Source organism: Pseudomonas sp. NPDC089408, from assembly GCF_044749445.1.
Classification (GTDB): domain Bacteria; phylum Pseudomonadota; class Gammaproteobacteria; order Pseudomonadales; family Pseudomonadaceae; genus Aquipseudomonas.
In genome coordinates this window covers 20956-38974 of the sequence record NZ_JBIVHY010000013.1, presented here as the reverse complement: position 1 = coordinate 38974, position 18019 = coordinate 20956, and the positions used below count along the sequence as shown (strand labels likewise).

Genomic DNA, 18019 nt, shown 5'->3' with positions numbered 1-18019 from the left:
TGCCCAGTGCTTTCTAAACTCGTTGCCGTGACCAGGGTCTATTCGCTGGGCACGGACGAATCGTCATTTTTGGCTTTTACACTGCGCCCGCCTCCTTGCGGGGCAGTGTCTTCGACTTATCTATAGGGGACTTGAATGTCCGTACGACGCACACGCAAAGACGATGGTAGCCAATGGACCGTGGCCGACAGCCGCAGTGTTTATGGCATCCGCCATTGGGGCGCTGGTTATTTCGCCATCAATGAAGCCGGGCGCGTCGAAGTGCGCCCCAACGGCCCCGACAGCGCGCCGATCGACCTGTATGAGCAGGTCGACGAGCTGCGCCAGAGCGGCCTGTCGCTGCCCTTGCTGGTGCGCTTCCCCGACATTCTGCAGGACCGCGTACGTCAGCTGACCGGCGCTTTCGACGCCAACATCGCGCGCCTGGAATACCAGAGCCAGTACACCGCGCTGTACCCGATCAAGGTCAACCAGCAAGAAGCGGTGGTGGAAAACATCATCGCCACGCAAAACGTGTCGATCGGCCTGGAAGCTGGCTCCAAGCCTGAGCTGCTGGCCGTGCTGGCGCTGGCCCCGAAAGGTGGCACCATCGTCTGCAACGGCTACAAAGACCGCGAGTTCATTCGCCTGGCGCTGATGGGCCAGAAACTCGGCCACAACGTGTTCATCGTCATCGAGAAAGAGTCGGAAGTGGCCCTGGTGATCGAAGAGGCCGCCGAGCTGAAGGTGAAGCCGCAGGTTGGCCTGCGCGTGCGTCTGTCGTCGCTGGCGTCGAGCAAATGGGCCGACACCGGTGGCGAGAAGTCCAAGTTCGGCTTGTCTGCCGCCCAGCTGCTTTCCGTGGTGCAGCGCTTCCGCGATGCCGGCCTGGACCAGGGCATTCGCCTGCTGCACTTCCACATGGGCTCGCAGATCGCCAACCTGGCCGACTACCAGCACGGCTTCAAGGAAGCCATCCGTTACTACGGCGAGCTGCGTGCGCTGGGCCTGCCGGTCGACCACATCGATGTAGGTGGTGGCCTGGGCGTGGACTACGACGGTACCCACTCGCGCAATGCCAGCTCGATCAACTACGACATGGACGACTACGCCGGCGTGGTGGTGGGCATGCTCAAGGAATTCTGCGACGCACAGGGCCTGCCGCACCCGCACATCTTCTCGGAGAGCGGCCGTTCGCTGACTGCGCACCACGCCATGCTGGTGATCCAGGTAACCGACGTCGAAAGGCACAACGACGACGTGCCGACCATCGAGAACAAGGAAGCCCTGCCCGAGACCGTGCAGTGGCTGGTGGACCTGCTTGGCCCGACCGATATCGAAATGGTCACCGAAACCTACTGGCGCGCCACCCACTACATGGGTGACGTGGCCGCGCAGTATGCCGATGGCAAACTCACTTTGGGTGAGAAGGCCCTGGCCGAGCAGTGCTACTTCGCCGTTTGCCGCCGCCTGCACAACTCGCTGAAAGCCCGCCAGCGTTCGCACCGCCAAGTGCTGGATGAGCTGAATGACAAGCTGGCCGACAAGTACATCTGCAACTTCTCGGTGTTCCAGAGCCTGCCGGACACCTGGGCCATCGGCCAGGTACTGCCGATCATCCCGCTGCACCGCCTGGACGAAGAGCCGATGCGCCGTGCGGTGCTACAGGACCTGACCTGCGACTCTGACGGCAAGATCAACCAGTACGTCGACGAGCAGAGCATCGAGACCAGCATGCCGGTGCATGCGGTGAAGGAAGGCGAGGACTACCTGCTGGGCGTGTTCCTGGTCGGTGCCTACCAGGAAATCCTCGGTGACATGCACAACCTGTTCGGTGATACCGACTCGGTGAACATCTACCAGAACGCCGATGGCAGCGTGTACCACGCCGGCATCGAGACCCACGACACCATCGAAGACATGCTGCGCTACGTGCACCTGTCGCCGGAGGAGTTGATGACCCATTACCGCGACAAGGTCGCCAGCGCCAAGATCACTGCGCGCGAGCGGACGCAGTATCTGGATGCGTTGCGGCTTGGGTTGACCCGGTCTTCGTACTTGTCTTCCTGAATTAACGGGGCCGCTTTGCGGCCCATCGCGACGCAAGGCCGCTCCTACAGATGACCGCGATGCAACATGGGATCGCGATCTGTTGTAGGAGCGGCCTTGTGTCGCGATCTGAGGGCGCAGCCCTCACCACGTCATACCCGGTAATGATCCGCCCACGCCACCTCTCGTCACGACACTTATCCTGAGAATGCAATGTTCAAAGGAAGTCGACATGGATCGTCACGGCAATCATCGCTTGCGCCAAGGGCGCTATTCAGAGCCAGGCAGGCTCTACCTGCTAACCACTATTACCTGCCAGCGCCTACCCCTGTTCCACAATCTCTGGTTTGCACGAGCGGCCATCCATCAATTGCGCCTGAGTGAACAAGAAGGGAATTGCCGCTCTCTTGCCTGGGTCTTGATGCCAAACCACGTGCATTGGCTGATCGAGCTTGGGCCGACCAGCCTGGACAAACTCATGTGTGCCTTCAAGTCGCGAAGCAGTTGCGCGCTTTATCGTAAAGGTGCGGAGCGAAAGCACATCTGGCAGCCAGGCTTTTATGACCGGGCATTGCGTAAGGACGAGGATGTCAGGGCTGCTGCCCGCTACATCATCGCCAACCCCATTCGGGCCGGCCTGGTGCGGCGGGCTGGCGAGTATCCACATTGGGATTGTGTTTGGCTGTGAGATCGCAGGTGAGGGCTTTGCCCTCATTTCGCGACACAAGGCCGCTCCTACACAGACCTGCACACGCCGATCAATGTAGGAGCGGCCTTGCGTCGCGATGGGCCGCAAAGCGGCCCCAATCAGCCAACCCACAGACCTCTCTGCTGCAACCGCCACCCCACCCACCCCAATGTCACCGCCCGTAACCCCATGAACCCCAGGAACGCCAACCACAACCCATGGTTGCCAAACCCGCTCATGGCCACCGCCACCGGCAGCGCAATCAGCACCGAAACCAGCATCGCATTGCGCATCTCCCGCGCCCGCGTAGCGCCAATGAACAACCCATCCAGCAAGTAACTCCACACCGCAATCAACGGCAGCAACGCCAGGTACGGCAAGTACGGGTAAGCCGCCGCCCGCACACTGTCGATATCAGTCTGCAAGTCGATGAACAGGTGCCCACCCAGCAGGAACAACCCGGCAAACCCCACGCTGGTAATCAGCGACCAGCCACAGGCCACTACCAGCGAGCGGCGCAGGGTATTGCGGTCACGGGCACCGATGGCATGGCCGCACAACGCCTCCACCGCATGCGCAAGCCCATCGAGCGCATAGGCGGTCAGCAGCAGGCCATTGAGCAGCAGGGCGTTGGCCGCCACCGTGGCTTCGCCCAGGCGTGCGCCTTGCACGGTAATCAGCAGAAACACCAGCTGCAGCGCCAGGCTGCGCAGGAAGATATCGCGGTTCACCGCCAGCAGCGGCCGCCAGGCCTGCCAGCGCTTGAGCGCCGCCCACACGACTTGCCCCGGGTAGGCGCGCAGGGCCGGGCGGGTCAGGGCCAGGCCGAGCAGAGCGGCGCTCCATTCGGCAATCACCGAAGCCCGTGCCGAACCCAGCTCACCCCAGTCCAGGCCCAGCACGAACCACAGGTTCAAGGCGATGTTCAGCAGGTTGGTGGTCAGCAGGATGGCCAGCGGCGCCCGGGCATTCTGTGTGCCGAGGAACCAGCCGACGAGGGCGTAGCTGGCCAATGCTGCAGGCAGGCCAAGCAGGCGGGTATGGAAGAAGTCTTCGGTGGATTGCTGCAGGGCGGCACTGGGTTGCATCGCGTGCAGCGCCATTTGGCTGAAGGGAATGGCCAGCAGGCCGATCAACAAGGCGAAGCCGACGGCCAGCAGCAGCCCTTGCACCAGCACCTGGCGCAACGCTGCGCCGTCGCCGCGGCCCGCAGCCTGGGCGGCGAAGCCGGTGGAGCCCATGCGCAGGAAGCCCATCAGGCCGACCATGAAGGTGAACAAGGTGGCGCCCACGGCCACGGCGCCCAGTTGGTGGGCGTGGGGCAGGTGGCCGATGACGGTGCTGTCGACCAGGGCTACCAGCGGCACGGAGATATTGGAGAGGATCATCGGCGCGGCCAGGGCCCAGACCTTGTGGTGGGTGGGGCGGTGGCGCCAGTCGGTGGTCAGTGCAGTCATTTTAGTCCTTGGGAACCTGGGGCTGCTGCGCAGCCCTATCGCGACACAAGGCCGCTCCTACATGAGAATGCGGTCCCTGTAGGTGCGGCTTGCGTCGCGAAAGGGGCGCAAAGCGCCCCCTGCTTTTCTGAATGGCCACAGTGTAACGGCCAAGCAACCAATTGGCGCGACCAGGGTCTGAGCTGGCGCGCCACATTGCGCTATAGTTGCTGCCCTCAAGTACCCGCTGCCAAAGAGTCCCTACTCCATGTTCAACAAAGGATTGTTGCTGGCCTGCGCGCTGGCCTTGCTCAGTGCCTGTGACTCTTCCACGCCGGACAAACCGGCGCCGGCCGAGAAACCGGCAGCCACCGCGCCCGCCGAGGCTCCCGCTGCCAAACGCGAAGACCCTGCCGTGCTCGCCAAGCGCTACGAGGGCCGCGAGCTGACAGTGCTCGACGTCTCCGAAGTGCAACTCGACGGCGCCGCGACGCTGTCGGTCAGCTTCTCGGCACCGCTGGATGCCAAGCAGGACTTCGCCAGCAAAGTGCACCTGGTCGACACCGTGAAGGGCAAGCTCGACGGCGCCTGGGAACTCTCCGACAACCAGATGGAGCTGCGCCTGCGCCACCTGGAACCGCAGCGCAAGCCGGTGCTGACTGTCGACAAGGGCCTGCTGGCAGTCAACGGCAAGCAGCTCGACAGCGAGTCCGTCACCCGCCTGGAAACCCGCGACATGCAGCCGACCATCGGCTTTGCCAGCCGTGGTTCGCTGCTGCCCACGCGCCTGGCCGAAGGCCTGCCGGTGATTGCCCTGAACGTTGACAAGGTCGATGTCGAGTTCTTCCGGGTCAAGCCGGAGATGCTCTCGAGCTTCCTGGCCAGTTGGGGGCGCAACAGCAGCCTGTACTACTACCAGTCCAAGGAAACCCTGGACATGGCAGGGCTGGTCTACAGCGGCCGCTTCGACCTCAACCCGGCGCGCAACACCCGCGAGACCGTGCTGCTGCCGATTGCCGGCATCAAGCCGCTGCAGGAACCTGGCGTGTACCTGGCGGTCATGCGTGCCTCGGGCACCTACGACTATTCGCAGCCGGCAACCCTGTTCACCCTCAGTGACATCGGTGTGTCTGCCCACCGCTACCGCGACCGCCTCGACGTGTTCGCCCAGGCGCTGGAAGGCGGCAAGGCGATGAACGGCGTCAACCTGGAAATCCATGACGACAAGGGCAAGCTGCTGGCCCAGGGCACAACCGATGGCAAGGGCCACGCCCAACTGCCGATCACGCCCAAGGCCGACACCCTGATCGCCACCCAAGGCGTGCACACCACGCTGCTGCGCCTGAACACCGCGGCGCTGGACCTGGCCGAGTTCGACATCGCCGGGCCACAGGCCAACCCGTTGCAGTTCTTTATCTTCGGCCCGCGTGACCTGTATCGCCCGGGTGAGACCGTGCTGCTCAATGGCCTGCTGCGTGACCAGGACGGCAAACCGGTCAAGGCCCAGCCGGTGAGTGTGGAAGTACGTCGCCCCGATGAGCAGGTCAGCCGCAAGTTCGTCTGGGAAGCCGATGCCAATGGCCTGTACCAGTACCCGTTGCAGTTGGCCACCGAGGCCCCGACCGGTCGCTGGCAGCTGTTGCTCGACCTCGGCGGCGGGCGCAAGCAGGTTTATGAATTCCTCGTCGAAGACTTCTTGCCCGAGCGCCTGGCGCTGGAGCTGAAGGGCAGCAGTAAGCCGCTGGCACCAGATGAAGATGCACGCATTCAGGTCAATGGCCGTTACCTGTACGGCGCCCCGGCTGCCGGCAATCGCCTGAGCGGCCAGGCTTATGTGCGCCCGCTGCGCGAGGCCGTGCCGACGTTGCCGGGCTACCAGTTTGGCTCGGTCACCGAAACCGAACTGAACCAGGACCTGGAGCTGGACGAAGTCACCCTCGACCAGGCCGGCAAGGCCGTAGTCGATATCGAAAGCCGCTGGGCCGAAGCCCGCTCGCCGCTGCAACTGACTGTGCAGGCCAGCTTGCAGGAGTCCGGTGGCCGACCCATTACCCGGCGCCTGGAACAACCGATCTGGCCAGCCGAGCGCCTGCCGGGCCTGCGCGGCCTGTTCGATGGCGAAGAAACGGATAGCGACGGCCCCGTGGAGTTCGAGTTCCTGGTCGCCGACCGCGACGGCAACAAACTGGCGGCCAACGACCTCAAGGTGCGGCTGGTGCGCGAGCGCCGCGACTACTACTGGAACTACTCGCAGAGCGACGGCTGGAGCTACGCCTACAACGAGAAGTTCCTCACCCAGAACGAAGAGACCGTCAGCGTCAAGGCCGGCTCTACCGCCAAACTGAGCTTCCAGGTGGAATGGGGCCCGTACCGCGTCGAGGTGGAAGACCCGCAGACCGGCCTGGTGTCCAGCGAGCGCTTCTGGGCCGGTTACCGCGCCCAGGACAACGCCGAAGGCGGCGCGGTGCGCCCGGACCAGGTCAAGCTGGCGCTGGACAAGCCGTCCTATGCCGACGGCGCCACGGCCAAGGTTACCGTTACCCCGCCTGCCGCCGGCAGCGGCTACCTGATGATCGAGTCCAGCGATGGCCCGCTGTGGTGGCAGGAAATCGACGTGCCCGCCGAGGGCAAGACCTTCGACGTGCAGCTGGACAAGGCCTGGGCCCGCCACGACCTGTACATCAGTGCGCTGGTGATCCGCCCCGGTGAGCGCAAGGCCAATGCCACGCCCAAGCGTTCGGTAGGTGTGCTGCACCTGCCGCTGGACCGTGCCGAGCGCAAGCTGGCCGTGAGCCTGCAAGCACCCGAGAAGATGCGCCCGAAACAGCCGCTGACCGTGAAGGTGAAAGCTGCCAATGCCGATGGCAGCGTGCCCAGGCAGGTGCACGTGCTGTTGTCGGCCGTGGACGTGGGCATCCTCAACATCACCGACTTCAAGACTCCCGACCCGTTTGCCAGCCTGTTCGGGCGCAAGGCCTATGGCGCCGACCAGCTGGACATCTACGGCCAGTTGATCGAAGCCGGGCAGGGCCGCCTGGCCAGCCTGGCGTTTGGTGGTGACGCGGCCATGGCCAAAGGTGGCAAACGCCCCAATACCACGGTGACTATCGTTGCCCAGCAGAGCCTGCCGGTAACCTTGGATGACAAGGGCGAGGGCCAGGTAACGGTCGATATCCCAGACTTCAATGGCGAACTGCGGCTGATGGCCCAGGCCTGGACCGAGGAACACTTCGGCATGGCCGAAGGCAAGACCGTGGTGGCCGCGCCGTTGATTGCCGAGCTGTCGGCGCCGCGCTTCCTGGCCGGTGGCGACCGTACCAGCCTGGCGCTGGACCTGGCCAACCTGTCTGGGCGTGCCCAGCAACTGAATGTTGAAATCAGCAGCGAAGGCCAACTGAGCCTGGCCGCCAATGCCGTGCAGACCGTCGCCTTGGCCGAAGGCCAGCGCGCGACGCTGCTAATCCCGGTCCAGGCCCAAGGTGGGCTGGGGCAGGGCAAGGTGCATGTACGGGTTACCGGCCTGCAACTGCCGAACGAGCCCGCCACCGGGTTCGAGCGGGAGTGGACACTGGGTGTGCGCCCGGCCTACCCGGCGATGCTCAAGCACTACCGCGTGGCCTTGAAGGACCAGCCATGGACCCTGCCCGATGCTGACCTGGCTGCCTTCGAGCCGGCTGGCCTGGAAGCCAGCCTGGCCTTGTCGAGCCGGCCGCCGCTGAACCTGGCCGAACAGATTCGCGCCCTTGAAGCCTACCCTTACGGTTGCCTGGAGCAGACCACCAGCGGCCTGTATCCGTCGCTGTACGCCGATGCCGACAGCCTCAAACGCCTGGGCATCAAGGGCGAGCCGGCGGACGTGCGCAAGCGCAAGATCGAGATGGGCATCGAGCACTTGCTGGGCATGCAGCGCTACAACGGCAGTTTTGGCCTGTGGAGTTCGGACAGCGAAGAAGAATACTGGCTGACCGCCTACGTCACCGACTTCCTGCTGCGTGCCCGCGACCAAGGTTACGGCGTGCCTGCCGAAGCACTGAAAAAAGCCAGCGAGCGCCTGCTGCGCTACCTGCAAGAGCGCAACCTGATCGAAGTCGACTACAGCGAAAACGCCGACCACACGCGCTTTGCCGTGCAGGCCTATGCGGCCCTGGTGCTGTCGCGCAGCCAGCAGGCGCCGCTGGGTGCCCTGCGTGGTGTGTTCGACCGCCGCGCCGACGCACGCTCTGGCTTGCCGCTGGTGCAACTGGCGGTGGCACTGGACAAGATGGGCGACAAGCCGCGAGCCGAGCAGGCCTTGCAGGCGGGCCTGGGCATCAGCCGTGGCAAAGGCTGGATGGCCGACTACGGCAGCGCCCTGCGTGACCAGGCGCTGATCCTGGCGCTGTTGCAGGAAAGCAACCTGGCCAGCAGCCAGGTCGACCAGCGTCTGTTCGCCTTGTCGGATGAACTGGCGGCCAACCGCTGGCTGTCGACCCAGGAGCGTAACGCCTTGTTCCTCGCCGGCCGTGGCCTGCTGGGCAAGCCGGAAGGCAAGTGGCAAGCACGCCTGGACAGTGCGGGTGAAGTGCGTGAATTCAATAACGCCGAGTCTGGCATGAAGCTCGAAGGCCCGTTACTGGCCTCACCGCTGACTGTGCAGAACGAAGGCAGCGAGATGCTTTACCAGCAGATGACCTTGTCCGGATACCCGCGCCAGGCGCCAGCAGCCGGTGGCAATGGCATGCAGATTCGCCGTGAGTACCTGGGCATGAATGGCCAGCCGCTGGACCTGCACAACTTGCGCAGTGGCGACCTGGTACTGGTGCATCTGGCGCTCAAGGCTGAAGACCGCGTGCCGGACGCGTTGGTGGTGGACTTGCTGCCGGCGGGCCTGGAGCTGGAAAACCAGAACCTGGCGCAAAGTGCAGCCAGCCTGGACAACGCCAGCAGTGCGGTGAAGGAGTGGCGCGAGTCGATGCAGAACGCCAGTGTGGTGCACCAGGAATACCGTGATGACCGTTATGTCGCCGCGCTCAAGCTCGACGGCTACGGCACCACGCACCTGCTGTACCTGGCGCGGGCTGTGACCCCGGGCACCTACCGCGTGCCGCCGCCGCAGGTCGAGTCGATGTACCGGCCAAACCTGCAGGCGGTGGGCGATGGGCAAGGCGAGATGACCGTAAAAGCCCGCTAACCCACGCGGTTTGTTGTAGGAGCGGCCTTGTGTCGCGATCGGGCCGCACAGCGGCCCCAAGTTTTCAGCTCCGCCGCTGGAATTGCTGGGGCCGCCTTGCGGCCCGATCGCGACACAAGGCCGCTCCTACAAGGACTGCGCAAGGCGGCTTGAGAATTTAGTGAATCACCCAGCTCATCACCCACAACCCCAGCACCAGCCAGATAATCCCGAGGATGATCGACGCCCGCATGAACGCGCGGATTGCCGAGTACAGCAGCATCAGGCCGATGATCAGGGCCAGGATGCTCAGCAGCGAGGTATCCATGCCCAAGGTGCGGGCCAGGCCATCGATGAAATTGCCACCGGCATTGGCCAACAGGTTGAACAGCCCGCTCAATGCGTCGACGATGAAGCGGATCACAGCCCCCAGTGCCTGGCCCAGCCACTCGAAAAAACCTTCTACATGCATAGTTGCTTCCTGATGTACGAATCGGCGAGGTTGCCGTCCCAAAGCCTTTGGCCATTAGCTGGCCAGGTCGGTTCCCGATGCCAAGCTTAGCGCGGCCACGTAGCCGCGCGGGCAGGTTGTTGCGCACCACAGTGCTTGGCCTGCTGGTGCTGTGCGGGCTGTTGTGGCTGGCGGACCGCATCTGGCCGCTGCCCATGCCGGGCGATGATCTGGCCCGGGTAGTGCTGGCCGAGGATGGCACGCCGTTGTGGCGCTTTGCCGATGCCGATGGCGTGTGGCGCTACCCGGTCAGCCCCGATGAGGTGTCGCCGCTGTACCTGCAAGCATTGCTGACCTACGAGGACCGCTGGTTCTACCGCCACCCCGGGGTCAACCCGCTGGCCCTGGCGCGCGCGGCCTGGCTGAACCTGCGCGGCGGGCGCGTGGTGTCGGGCGGCAGCACGTTGTCGATGCAGGTGGCCCGTCTGCTTGACCCGCATGACCGCACGCTGGCGGGCAAACTGCGCCAGCTTTGGCGCACCCTGCAGCTGGAGTGGCATCTGTCCAAGCGCGAGATCCTGCAAATCTACCTGGACCGCGCGCCTTTCGGCGGCACGCTGCAGGGCGTAGCGGCGGCCAGCTGGGCGTACCTGGGCAAGTCGCCGCTGCACCTGACCCCCGCCGAAGCGGCGCTGCTGGCGGTATTGCCCCAGGCACCCAGCCGCCTGCGCCCGGACCGCCACCCCGAGCGTGCCCAGCGTGCCCGCGACAAGGTGTTGCAGCGCCTGGCCGAGTATCAGGTATGGCCGGCACGGCAAATTCGTGAAGCCGCCGAGGAGCCGCTGGTGCTGGCACCCCGTCAGGAGCCGGCGCTGGCGCCACTGCTGGCGCGGCGCCTGAACAGCGCTAACAGCCCGCCACTGATCCGCACCACGCTCGATGCGGCACTGCAACGGCGCCTCGAAGACTTGCTGCTGGGCTGGCGCGCACGGCTGCCGGAGCGCACCTCCGCGGCCATTCTGGTCGTCGAGGCGCAAACCATGGCGGTGCGTGCCTACCTGGGCTCGATCGACCTGGCCGACGAGCGCCGCTTTGGCCATGTCGACATGGTGCGTTCGCTGCGCTCGCCGGGTTCCACCCTCAAGCCGTTCCTGTACGGCATGGCGCTGGACGATGGCCTGATCCATTCCGAATCGCTGCTGCAAGATGTGCCGCGCCGCTATGGCGACTACCGCCCCGGCAACTTCTCCATGGGTTTCAGCGGGCCGGTGTCGGCCAGCTCGGCGCTGGCGCTGTCACTCAACCTGCCGGCGGTGCAGTTGCTGGAGGCCTACGGCCCGAAACGCTTTGCCGCGCAACTGCGCATGGCAGGCATGCCGCTGATATTGCCGCCACTGGCCGAGCCCAACCTGTCGTTGATTCTGGGGGGCGCCGGCAGCCGCCTGGAAGAGCTGGTTGGCGGCTATGCGGCCTTTGCACGGGGCGGCAACAGTGCACGGGTACGCTTGCAGCCGCAGGACCCGCTGGTAGAGCGGCGCCTGTTGTCGCCGGGCGCGGCATGGATCATCCGGCGCATCCTCAGTGGCCAGGCGCGGCCCGACCGCGACCCACATGCCGAGCTGGTGCAGCGCCCGCAACTGGCCTGGAAGACCGGCACCAGTTATGGCTTTCGCGATGCCTGGTCGATCGGCGTGGGCCCGCGCTACCTGATCGGCGTATGGATCGGCCGCCCCGACGGCACGCCGGTGCCCGGGCAGTTCGGCCTGGCTTCGGCAGCGCCGTTGATGCTGCAGGTGCATGACCTGCTCAGTAACCGCGACAGCCAGCGTGGCATCAGCGTGCCGGTGGAGCGGGTGCCGTCGAATGTCGGCGTGGCAGCGATCTGTTGGCCGCTGGGCCAGCCACTGAACAAGCAAGACCCCAACTGTCGACGTCAGCGCTTTGCCTGGACCCTGGACGGCACCACACCACCCACCTTGCAGGCTGCCGATCAGCCGCTGGGCCTGGGTTTGCGCGAACGTGTGTGGGTAAACCGGCAGGGACTGCGCGTGGAGGGTGGCTGCCCGGGCGCAACGGCCCGTGATGTTGCCCTGTGGCCGGCACCGCTGGAACCTTGGCTGCCACGTGTCGAGCGACGTGCAGCGCGCTTGCCGGCCATCGACCCGGGCTGCGCGCCGCAGGTACCCGCCAGCGCTCCACCGCTGTCTATTGTTGGCGTGCGCCCAGGCGACAACCTGCGGCGCCCGGCTACCAGCAGCGAGCCTTTGCAATTGCATGTCTCGGCGCTGGGTGGCGGTGGGCGACGCTGGTGGTTCCTGAACGGCCAGCCGCTGGGCGAAACCCAGGGGCAGGACAGCCTGCTGCTGCGTTTGCCGCAGGTCGGGCAGGCCGAACTCAGTGCACTGGACGAAAGCGGCGAGACGGCGCGGGTGGCATTCCAGGTCAGCGAGTAGGCGTTCGACGGCAGCCGGGCCAGCACCTACGCTTGCCAGTAACGGGTGTGGCCGGCCGATGCCGCGCAACCCATGGGAACATGGAGCGCCCTATGCGTCCTCTGGCCGTGCCCCTGCTGTTGTTGCCCTGGGTGCTTGCGGCCCAGGCCGGGCCGTTGCCGGGCTTTTTCGACAGCCATGAGTATGAACGGCGCCTGCCCGGCGACAACTTGCCCATAGACACCTATCGCCCGCTTGATCCCAGCTTGCGGTTGGCCGGCGCGAGCCTCGATGCCTCCGGTGGGTTGCCCGCCCAGACCCGGCTGGTGCTGCACAAGGTGCGCTTCGAGGGCGGCACGGTATTTCCCCTGAGCGACCTGCGCGAGCACTACCAACCACTGATCGGGCGTGAAACCACGCTGGGCGAACTGCAGCAGTACACTGACCGCCTGAGCCAACGCTACCGGCAGGAGGGCTACCTGCTGTCGTATGCCTACCTGCCGGTCCAAGATATGGCCGACGGCACGGCCAATGTGGTGCTGGTCGAAGGGTACATCCGTGATTACCGTGTAGACGGCGATATCGGCCCGGCCGGCGAGTATCTGCAGCAGTTGCTGGCGCGTCTTGGGGCCGAGCGGCCACTGACCCGCGAAACGCTGGAGCACTACCTGGGCCTGGCCGCACGTATGCCTGGTTTGGCGATAGACGCCGAACTGACTACCGCACAAGCGGCTGAGGGGGCTGCCCAACTGACCCTTCATGTGCGGCGCAAGCCGTTCAGCGCGGCTCTCACTGTAGCCGATGCCAACCGCGACGATGTGCAGGCGTTGTTCACGGCTAGCAGCAATGCCCAGACCCGCTACGGCGAACAGCTCACCGCCAGCTGGTTGCTGCCACCGGGTGATGACCAGGTGAAATACCAGCGGCTGGACTACAGCCAGTACCTGGACGCCGCTGCTAGCCAGCTGTTGCTGTCGGCCTCGCGCTACCGCAGCGAGCCTGGCACGCGCATACGCCTGGACGATGGCCGTGACATCACCCGCAAGCGCGACAGCGAGCGCTATGCGATCGGCCTGCGCCAGCCGGTGATCGTCAAGGCGGATGAGTGGTTGGCGGTGCAGGGGCACGTGTATGCGGTCAGTGAGCACGATGAGGACTTGCCCTCGAATCAGGATTACGACACCTACGTACGTGCGCTGTCGTTCGAAGGGGATTGGCGTAAGGTCGAGCCGGGGCGTTTGCGCATCGTCAGTGCCGGGGTCTATCAGGGCCTGGAGTACCTGGGGGCGCGCAGCGATGCCGACTACGACTTGGACTTCTTGCGTCTGCGGCTTTCGGGTTTACAGAGCGACGCGCTGGCGGACAACTGGCAGGGCGTGGTGTCTGGGGCGTTGTACTGGAGTGATGACCGGCTGCCCGACAGCGAACGGGCGGGCTTTGGCGGGCAGCACTTCGGGCGAGGCTACCCGCGTGACCAGGCGGACGGGGACAAGGGCTGGGGTGTGGCTTACGAGGTGAATTACAGCGTGCGTGGTCGCTGGCTATTGCAGCCCTATGCGGTGGTGGATACGGCGCAGGCCTGGCATAACCGTGGGCCGGTGCAGGATGCCCACCTGGCTTCGGCGGCGCTGGGTGTGCGGGTGGCGGATGAGCGCTGGTTCAATGTGGCGCTGGAGCTCGCCAAACCGCTGGCGGATGTGGCATTGGACAGCCTGGACCGTGGGCCTCGGCTTACCTTGAGTTTTGGTCTTCAAATGTAGGGGGCGCTTTGCGCCCCAATCGCGACGCAAGGCCGCTCCTACAGAATGTACGCGGTCTCCTGTAGGAGCGGCCTTGTGTCGCGATCGGGCTGCAAAGCAGCCCCAAAATGTCCAACCCTTCAGTGAGTGGTAAAACGCTGATGCACCGGCGACGAGCTGGGCGTCAGCGCCAGTGCCAGCTGGGTCCGGTTATGCATATGTGTCAGGCGCAGCACTTGCGATACATACAGTTTCACGGTGTTCTCGGTAATCCCCAGCTCACAGGCAATCTGGTAATTGGTCTTGCCCTTGCTCACCAGGCGAGCCACCTCCAACTGCCGAGGTGATAGCTTCTCGAACGCCGCCGGCAGCTCACTCTCGCTTTCCTCCACATCGGTGGCACGACGATGCATGCCCTGCCCACGGGCTTTTTCCAGGTCCTGGTACAACTCGTCCACTGAATCCGCCAGCTCTTGCAAACGCTGGTTCAACCCGCCCAGGTCACGGAAGTTGCGCCTGCGCTCGAGCAAGGCTTCTTCCTGTCGGCGTACGCCTTCGAGCAGTTCCTCAAGGTCCATCGGCTTTTGGTAATAGTCGGCAAAGCCCTCGCGCAGCGCGCGGATTACGTCCTGTTTCTCGGCACGCCCGGTCAACATGATGGCCTCGAACAGGCGCTGGCTACCGTTGACCTCTTTCAGGGCGCGCACCAGTTCAATGCCGTCCCGCTCCGGCATGTGCAGGTCGCAGATGACCAGACCAATGGCCGGGTCTGCCATGTAGCGCTCGATGGCTTCGTCAGTAGAGTGTGCGGGTACGCAGGCATAGCCCTTGTTTTCGAGGAATTCACACAGTTGTTCGACGATGACCGTCTGGTCATCCACCACCAACACCTTCACTTCACTCACTGGTCTCGACACGATCAACTCCCTGTTCGTATGCGGCCCTGCTCCCGGGCCAGACGCTCTGGCAGTATTAAAAGTAGACGCACGAAGCGGATATGTACAAGGTCTGTACAAGGCATCGGACCGCAGGAAGGGTTATTGGATCCATACGGCGGTCAGAAGAAAGCCCGCGAGCACATAGGGTACGAACGCCTGCTTATCGCCCATTTCTTCGGTCAGGGCCTGCAAACGCTTCTTTACCTTGGGGTTGAGCAGCAGCCACAGGCGCCGGCGGGTAAGCAGCCAGGCCAGCACACTGACACCGGCCCCAATGAACGTGCCAAGTACGTATTGCGGGCTGGTGGCCAAGGCCAGTGCGCCCATCAGCTTCACGTCATCGGCGCCGAAGCGGCCGAGCATGTAGCCGGGCAGGGTCAGCAGCATGACAATCGCCAGCGCCCATCCGGCATCGCTGGCATCGGCGCCGATCCAGCTGTGGCCGGTGGCGAACAGCCAGACCAGGGCACAGGTGGCCACCCCCAAGGTGAGCATGTCGGAGATCTGGCGTTGGCGCACATCCTGTTCGGAGCACAAGGCAAGCCACAGCAGGAGAACAATGCTTTGCATTGGCAGGTCGCCTTTCCCAAAAGTTGAACACTTCTACCCGGTCAGTCAGGTTTCCTTAACTGAAGATAGACGCGAACGTGCGAGGGAGTAGGGCTTGCAACGGAAAAAGGCGTACTCGGAATGGATTTTGTCGTAGCTGACACAGGTTCTTGCGGTTGAATTTTTTGCGCGTTCCCTGTGGGAGCGGGTTCACCCGCGAACACCGGCGAAGCCGGTGCCATGCAACGCGGGGCCTTCTTCGCGGGTAAACCCGCTCCCACAAGTTTGCGCAGCACCTTCAGAAACTGCGTTACAACTTATTTCTTGCTACCCGGCGGGTAATTGCCCAACACCTTGGCCACGGTGTTGTGGATGGCGCTGTTGCGCTCCTCGGGGCTTGGCGGGTAGTTGTTCATGATCTGCTCGGCGCTGCCGCGCCATACCAGCTTGCCGTCACGCCCATCGAACATGTCGACCTGAATGGTGGCGACCTTGTAGTCGACGCTGCGGGTTTCGTTGTACATCGGGCCGCCCCAGTAGCCGCCCCAATAGCCACCCCAGCCACCGCCGTAGTTGGTGGTGATCTGCTGCTGGCGCTGTTCGACGATCAGGTAGGTGCGTACGGTCAGGTCAGGCCGCGCGCCGCCTTGCACCGGGCGCAGGCCGCGCTGGTCGAGCTGGTCGGCGACCGCCTGGCGAATGCGCTGTTCGGTGAGGTCGCTCTTGATGCGTGGGTCATCCGGGCGGTACTGCAGGCCCGGTTCTTGCCATGCCCAACTGCGGTAGGCGGCAAAATCGCGGCTGGCGTCGAAATCCTGCTGGACGTTATTGCTGGAGCAGGCCGCCAGCAATAATGCGAATGACAGTAGAACGAGACGGCGCAACATGATGGTTCTCCGTTAGCTGTTAACTGGGAGGATAGCCGCTGAGCGCCTTGTGCACAGAATCGCGCAAGGCACTTTCGCGTTCGCGCGGCGAGTCCTTGTCGCTGCCGCTTTCGGCGCTGGCGCTCCATACCGCTTGGCCGTTGCGCGCGTCGTACAGGTCGATACGCACCACCATTACTTCCACTTCATAGGTGCGCACGATGGGCACGCTGGCATAGCCGCCGTAGCCATTGCGGTAACCGCCATAGCCAACGCCGCCATAGGGCCCGTAGTAGGGGTCGTAGGTGTCGTAGTCACGCACCTGGCGCAAGCGTTTTTCCAGGCGCATGTCGGCGCTCACCAGCAAATCGCCGGGGCCACTGCGGGCGGGGCGCAGGCCGTGCTGGTCGAGTACGCCGCTGACGGCATCGGCCAACTGCGCGGGGTCGGCATTGGCCGAGCCGGTGGGCAGTTGGTTATCGCGCCAGCTCCAGCTGCGGTAGTGCCCGTAGTCACGGGCTGGCGCCGGGTAGGCGCTGGCATCGAAGGCAGTAGCCGCCTGGGCAGGGGCCGGTGGCAATGGCCGGCTGCTGGCCACATACGGGTTGCTGCCCTGGCAGCCAGCCAGTGCCAATGGCAGCAGTGCCAGGCACAACAGACGGTACGGCATGTATTCCTCCCGGCGGGTGGATCAACGAGGGCGGCAAACCCAGTGCAAGTAGCGGCCAAGCCCGGCGAAGCTGGGGTGGCGGCGGTGGGCCAATTCCATTTCCAGCAGGTCGAGCAGTTCGGCTTTGCCCTGGAATTCCTTGGGCATGTAGTCGTGGAACACCCGCACGCCGCTTTCACTTTCTACCTGCCACATAGGTTCAAGTTGCGCCTTGAGTTCGCGTGGATCAAGCGGTTTTTGCGGGGTCAGGCTCTGCTTTTCACCTTCCAGGCGGTTGCTGCGCAACTTGCGGAAATGGCCCTTGAGCAGGTTGCGGTAGACCAGCGCATCGCGGTTGTAGAAGGCCAGCGACAACCAGCCACCGGAGGCGGTGAGTTGGTGCAGCACGGGCAGGATGCTTTCGGGTTCGGCCAGCCATTCGAGCACGGCGTGGCACAGCACCAGGTCGTAGGGCTCGGTCAGTTGGCCGAGCAGGTCTTGCCAGGGGGCCTGGATGAACGTGGCCGTTTGGCCGGCTTCGGCAAAGCGTGCCCGTGCGCCGTCGAGCATGGGTGCGGCGGGTTCGGCCAGGGTCAGCTGGTGGCCGCGCTGGGCCAGCCACAAGGCCATGTGGCCCAAGCCAGCGCCGATGTCGAGGATGCGCAACGGGCGGTCGGGCAGTGCTTCGGCTAGGTCGGCCTGCAGGACGGCCAGGCGGATTGCACCCTTGGCGCCGCCGTAGATCTTCTCGGCAAAGCGGGTGGCCAGCTCATCGAAATGACGGTCGTTCATCGGGCGAAGCGCCTCTCGCTGTCGGCCAGCTTGGCCCGCACCACCTGGTCCATGTCCAGGCCCAGTTCGCTGCACAGCAGCAACAGGTAGAGCACCACATCACCGACTTCCTGGCCAGCGTGGGCCAGTTTGTCGGCAGGTAGCTGGCGCGATTGGTCTTCGCTCAGCCACTGGAAGATTTCTACCAGTTCGGCCATTTCGACGCTGGCGGCCATGGCCAGGTTCTTCGGGCTGTGGAAGCCGCGCCAGTCATTGTTGTCACGTATCTGGTGCAGGCGTTGGGTGAGTTCTTGCAGGTTCAT

At 64.4% G+C, this 18019-nt stretch carries 13 protein-coding genes; 5 read left to right on the top strand and 8 right to left on the bottom strand.

Annotation, left to right across the window (positions count from 1 at the left end):
- Positions 1–135 precede the first annotated feature (135 nt).
- Positions 136–2049, top strand: coding sequence for an arginine decarboxylase (gene speA / locus ACIP02_RS19705; protein WP_201201814.1), 1914 nt, complete (start codon positions 136–138; stop codon positions 2047–2049).
- Positions 2050–2260: 211 nt separating this feature from the next.
- The gene (locus ACIP02_RS19700; RefSeq protein WP_400619482.1) at positions 2261–2716 is read left to right on the top strand and encodes an REP-associated tyrosine transposase; all 456 of its coding nucleotides are present in this window, start codon (positions 2261–2263) and stop codon (positions 2714–2716) included.
- A gap of 119 nt (positions 2717–2835) precedes the next feature.
- Here the strand turns inward: ACIP02_RS19700 and ACIP02_RS19695 are convergent, their stop codons facing one another.
- Positions 2836–4173: an MATE family efflux transporter gene (locus ACIP02_RS19695; protein WP_400619479.1), complete on the bottom strand. Its 1338-nt coding sequence runs from the start codon at positions 4171–4173 to the stop codon at positions 2836–2838.
- A 247-nt stretch (positions 4174–4420) separates the two neighbouring features.
- Here ACIP02_RS19695 and ACIP02_RS19690 point away from each other — a divergent pair, with 247 nt between their 5' ends.
- Complete coding sequence (locus tag ACIP02_RS19690; protein ID WP_400619476.1) at positions 4421–9322, top strand: alpha-2-macroglobulin family protein; 4902 nt, start codon at positions 4421–4423, stop codon at positions 9320–9322.
- Between the two features lie 157 nt (positions 9323–9479).
- Here the strand turns inward: ACIP02_RS19690 and ACIP02_RS19685 are convergent, their stop codons facing one another.
- Positions 9480–9773 (bottom strand): hypothetical protein, encoded by a 294-nt coding sequence (locus ACIP02_RS19685; RefSeq protein WP_201207759.1) that lies wholly within the window; start codon positions 9771–9773, stop codon positions 9480–9482.
- Positions 9774–9850: 77 nt separating this feature from the next.
- On the opposite strand from ACIP02_RS19685, the gene pbpC reads away from it, so the two are divergent.
- Together pbpC and ACIP02_RS19675 are read left to right on the top strand one after the other, a co-directional pair.
- Positions 9851–12205: a peptidoglycan glycosyltransferase PbpC gene (gene pbpC, locus ACIP02_RS19680; protein ID WP_400619473.1), complete on the top strand. Its 2355-nt coding sequence runs from the start codon at positions 9851–9853 to the stop codon at positions 12203–12205.
- Between the two features lie 92 nt (positions 12206–12297).
- The gene (locus tag ACIP02_RS19675; protein ID WP_400619470.1) at positions 12298–13944 is read left to right on the top strand and encodes a ShlB/FhaC/HecB family hemolysin secretion/activation protein; all 1647 of its coding nucleotides are present in this window, start codon (positions 12298–12300) and stop codon (positions 13942–13944) included.
- A gap of 119 nt (positions 13945–14063) precedes the next feature.
- Here ACIP02_RS19675 and ACIP02_RS19670 read toward each other — a convergent pair whose 3' ends face one another.
- From ACIP02_RS19670 to ACIP02_RS19645, 6 genes are all read right to left on the bottom strand, one after another.
- The gene (locus ACIP02_RS19670) at positions 14064–14840 is read right to left on the bottom strand and encodes a response regulator transcription factor (protein WP_400619467.1); all 777 of its coding nucleotides are present in this window, start codon (positions 14838–14840) and stop codon (positions 14064–14066) included.
- A 120-nt stretch (positions 14841–14960) separates the two neighbouring features.
- Positions 14961–15431, bottom strand: coding sequence for an A24 family peptidase (locus ACIP02_RS19665; protein WP_400619464.1), 471 nt, complete (start codon positions 15429–15431; stop codon positions 14961–14963).
- Between the two features lie 296 nt (positions 15432–15727).
- Positions 15728–16297: a DUF4136 domain-containing protein gene (locus tag ACIP02_RS19660; RefSeq protein WP_201207754.1), complete on the bottom strand. Its 570-nt coding sequence runs from the start codon at positions 16295–16297 to the stop codon at positions 15728–15730.
- Between the two features lie 19 nt (positions 16298–16316).
- A complete protein-coding gene (locus tag ACIP02_RS19655) occupies positions 16317–16946 on the bottom strand; it encodes a DUF4136 domain-containing protein (protein WP_400619460.1) in 630 nt (209 codons plus the stop codon).
- Between the two features lie 21 nt (positions 16947–16967).
- Positions 16968–17717 carry a methyltransferase domain-containing protein gene (locus ACIP02_RS19650; RefSeq protein WP_400619456.1) on the bottom strand — a complete coding sequence of 250 codons (750 nt, stop codon included), beginning with the start codon at positions 17715–17717 and terminating at the stop codon, positions 16968–16970.
- Positions 17714–18019: a MazG-like family protein gene (locus ACIP02_RS19645; protein ID WP_019470373.1), complete on the bottom strand. Its 306-nt coding sequence runs from the start codon at positions 18017–18019 to the stop codon at positions 17714–17716. The genes ACIP02_RS19650 and ACIP02_RS19645 overlap by 4 nt, the downstream gene beginning before the upstream one ends.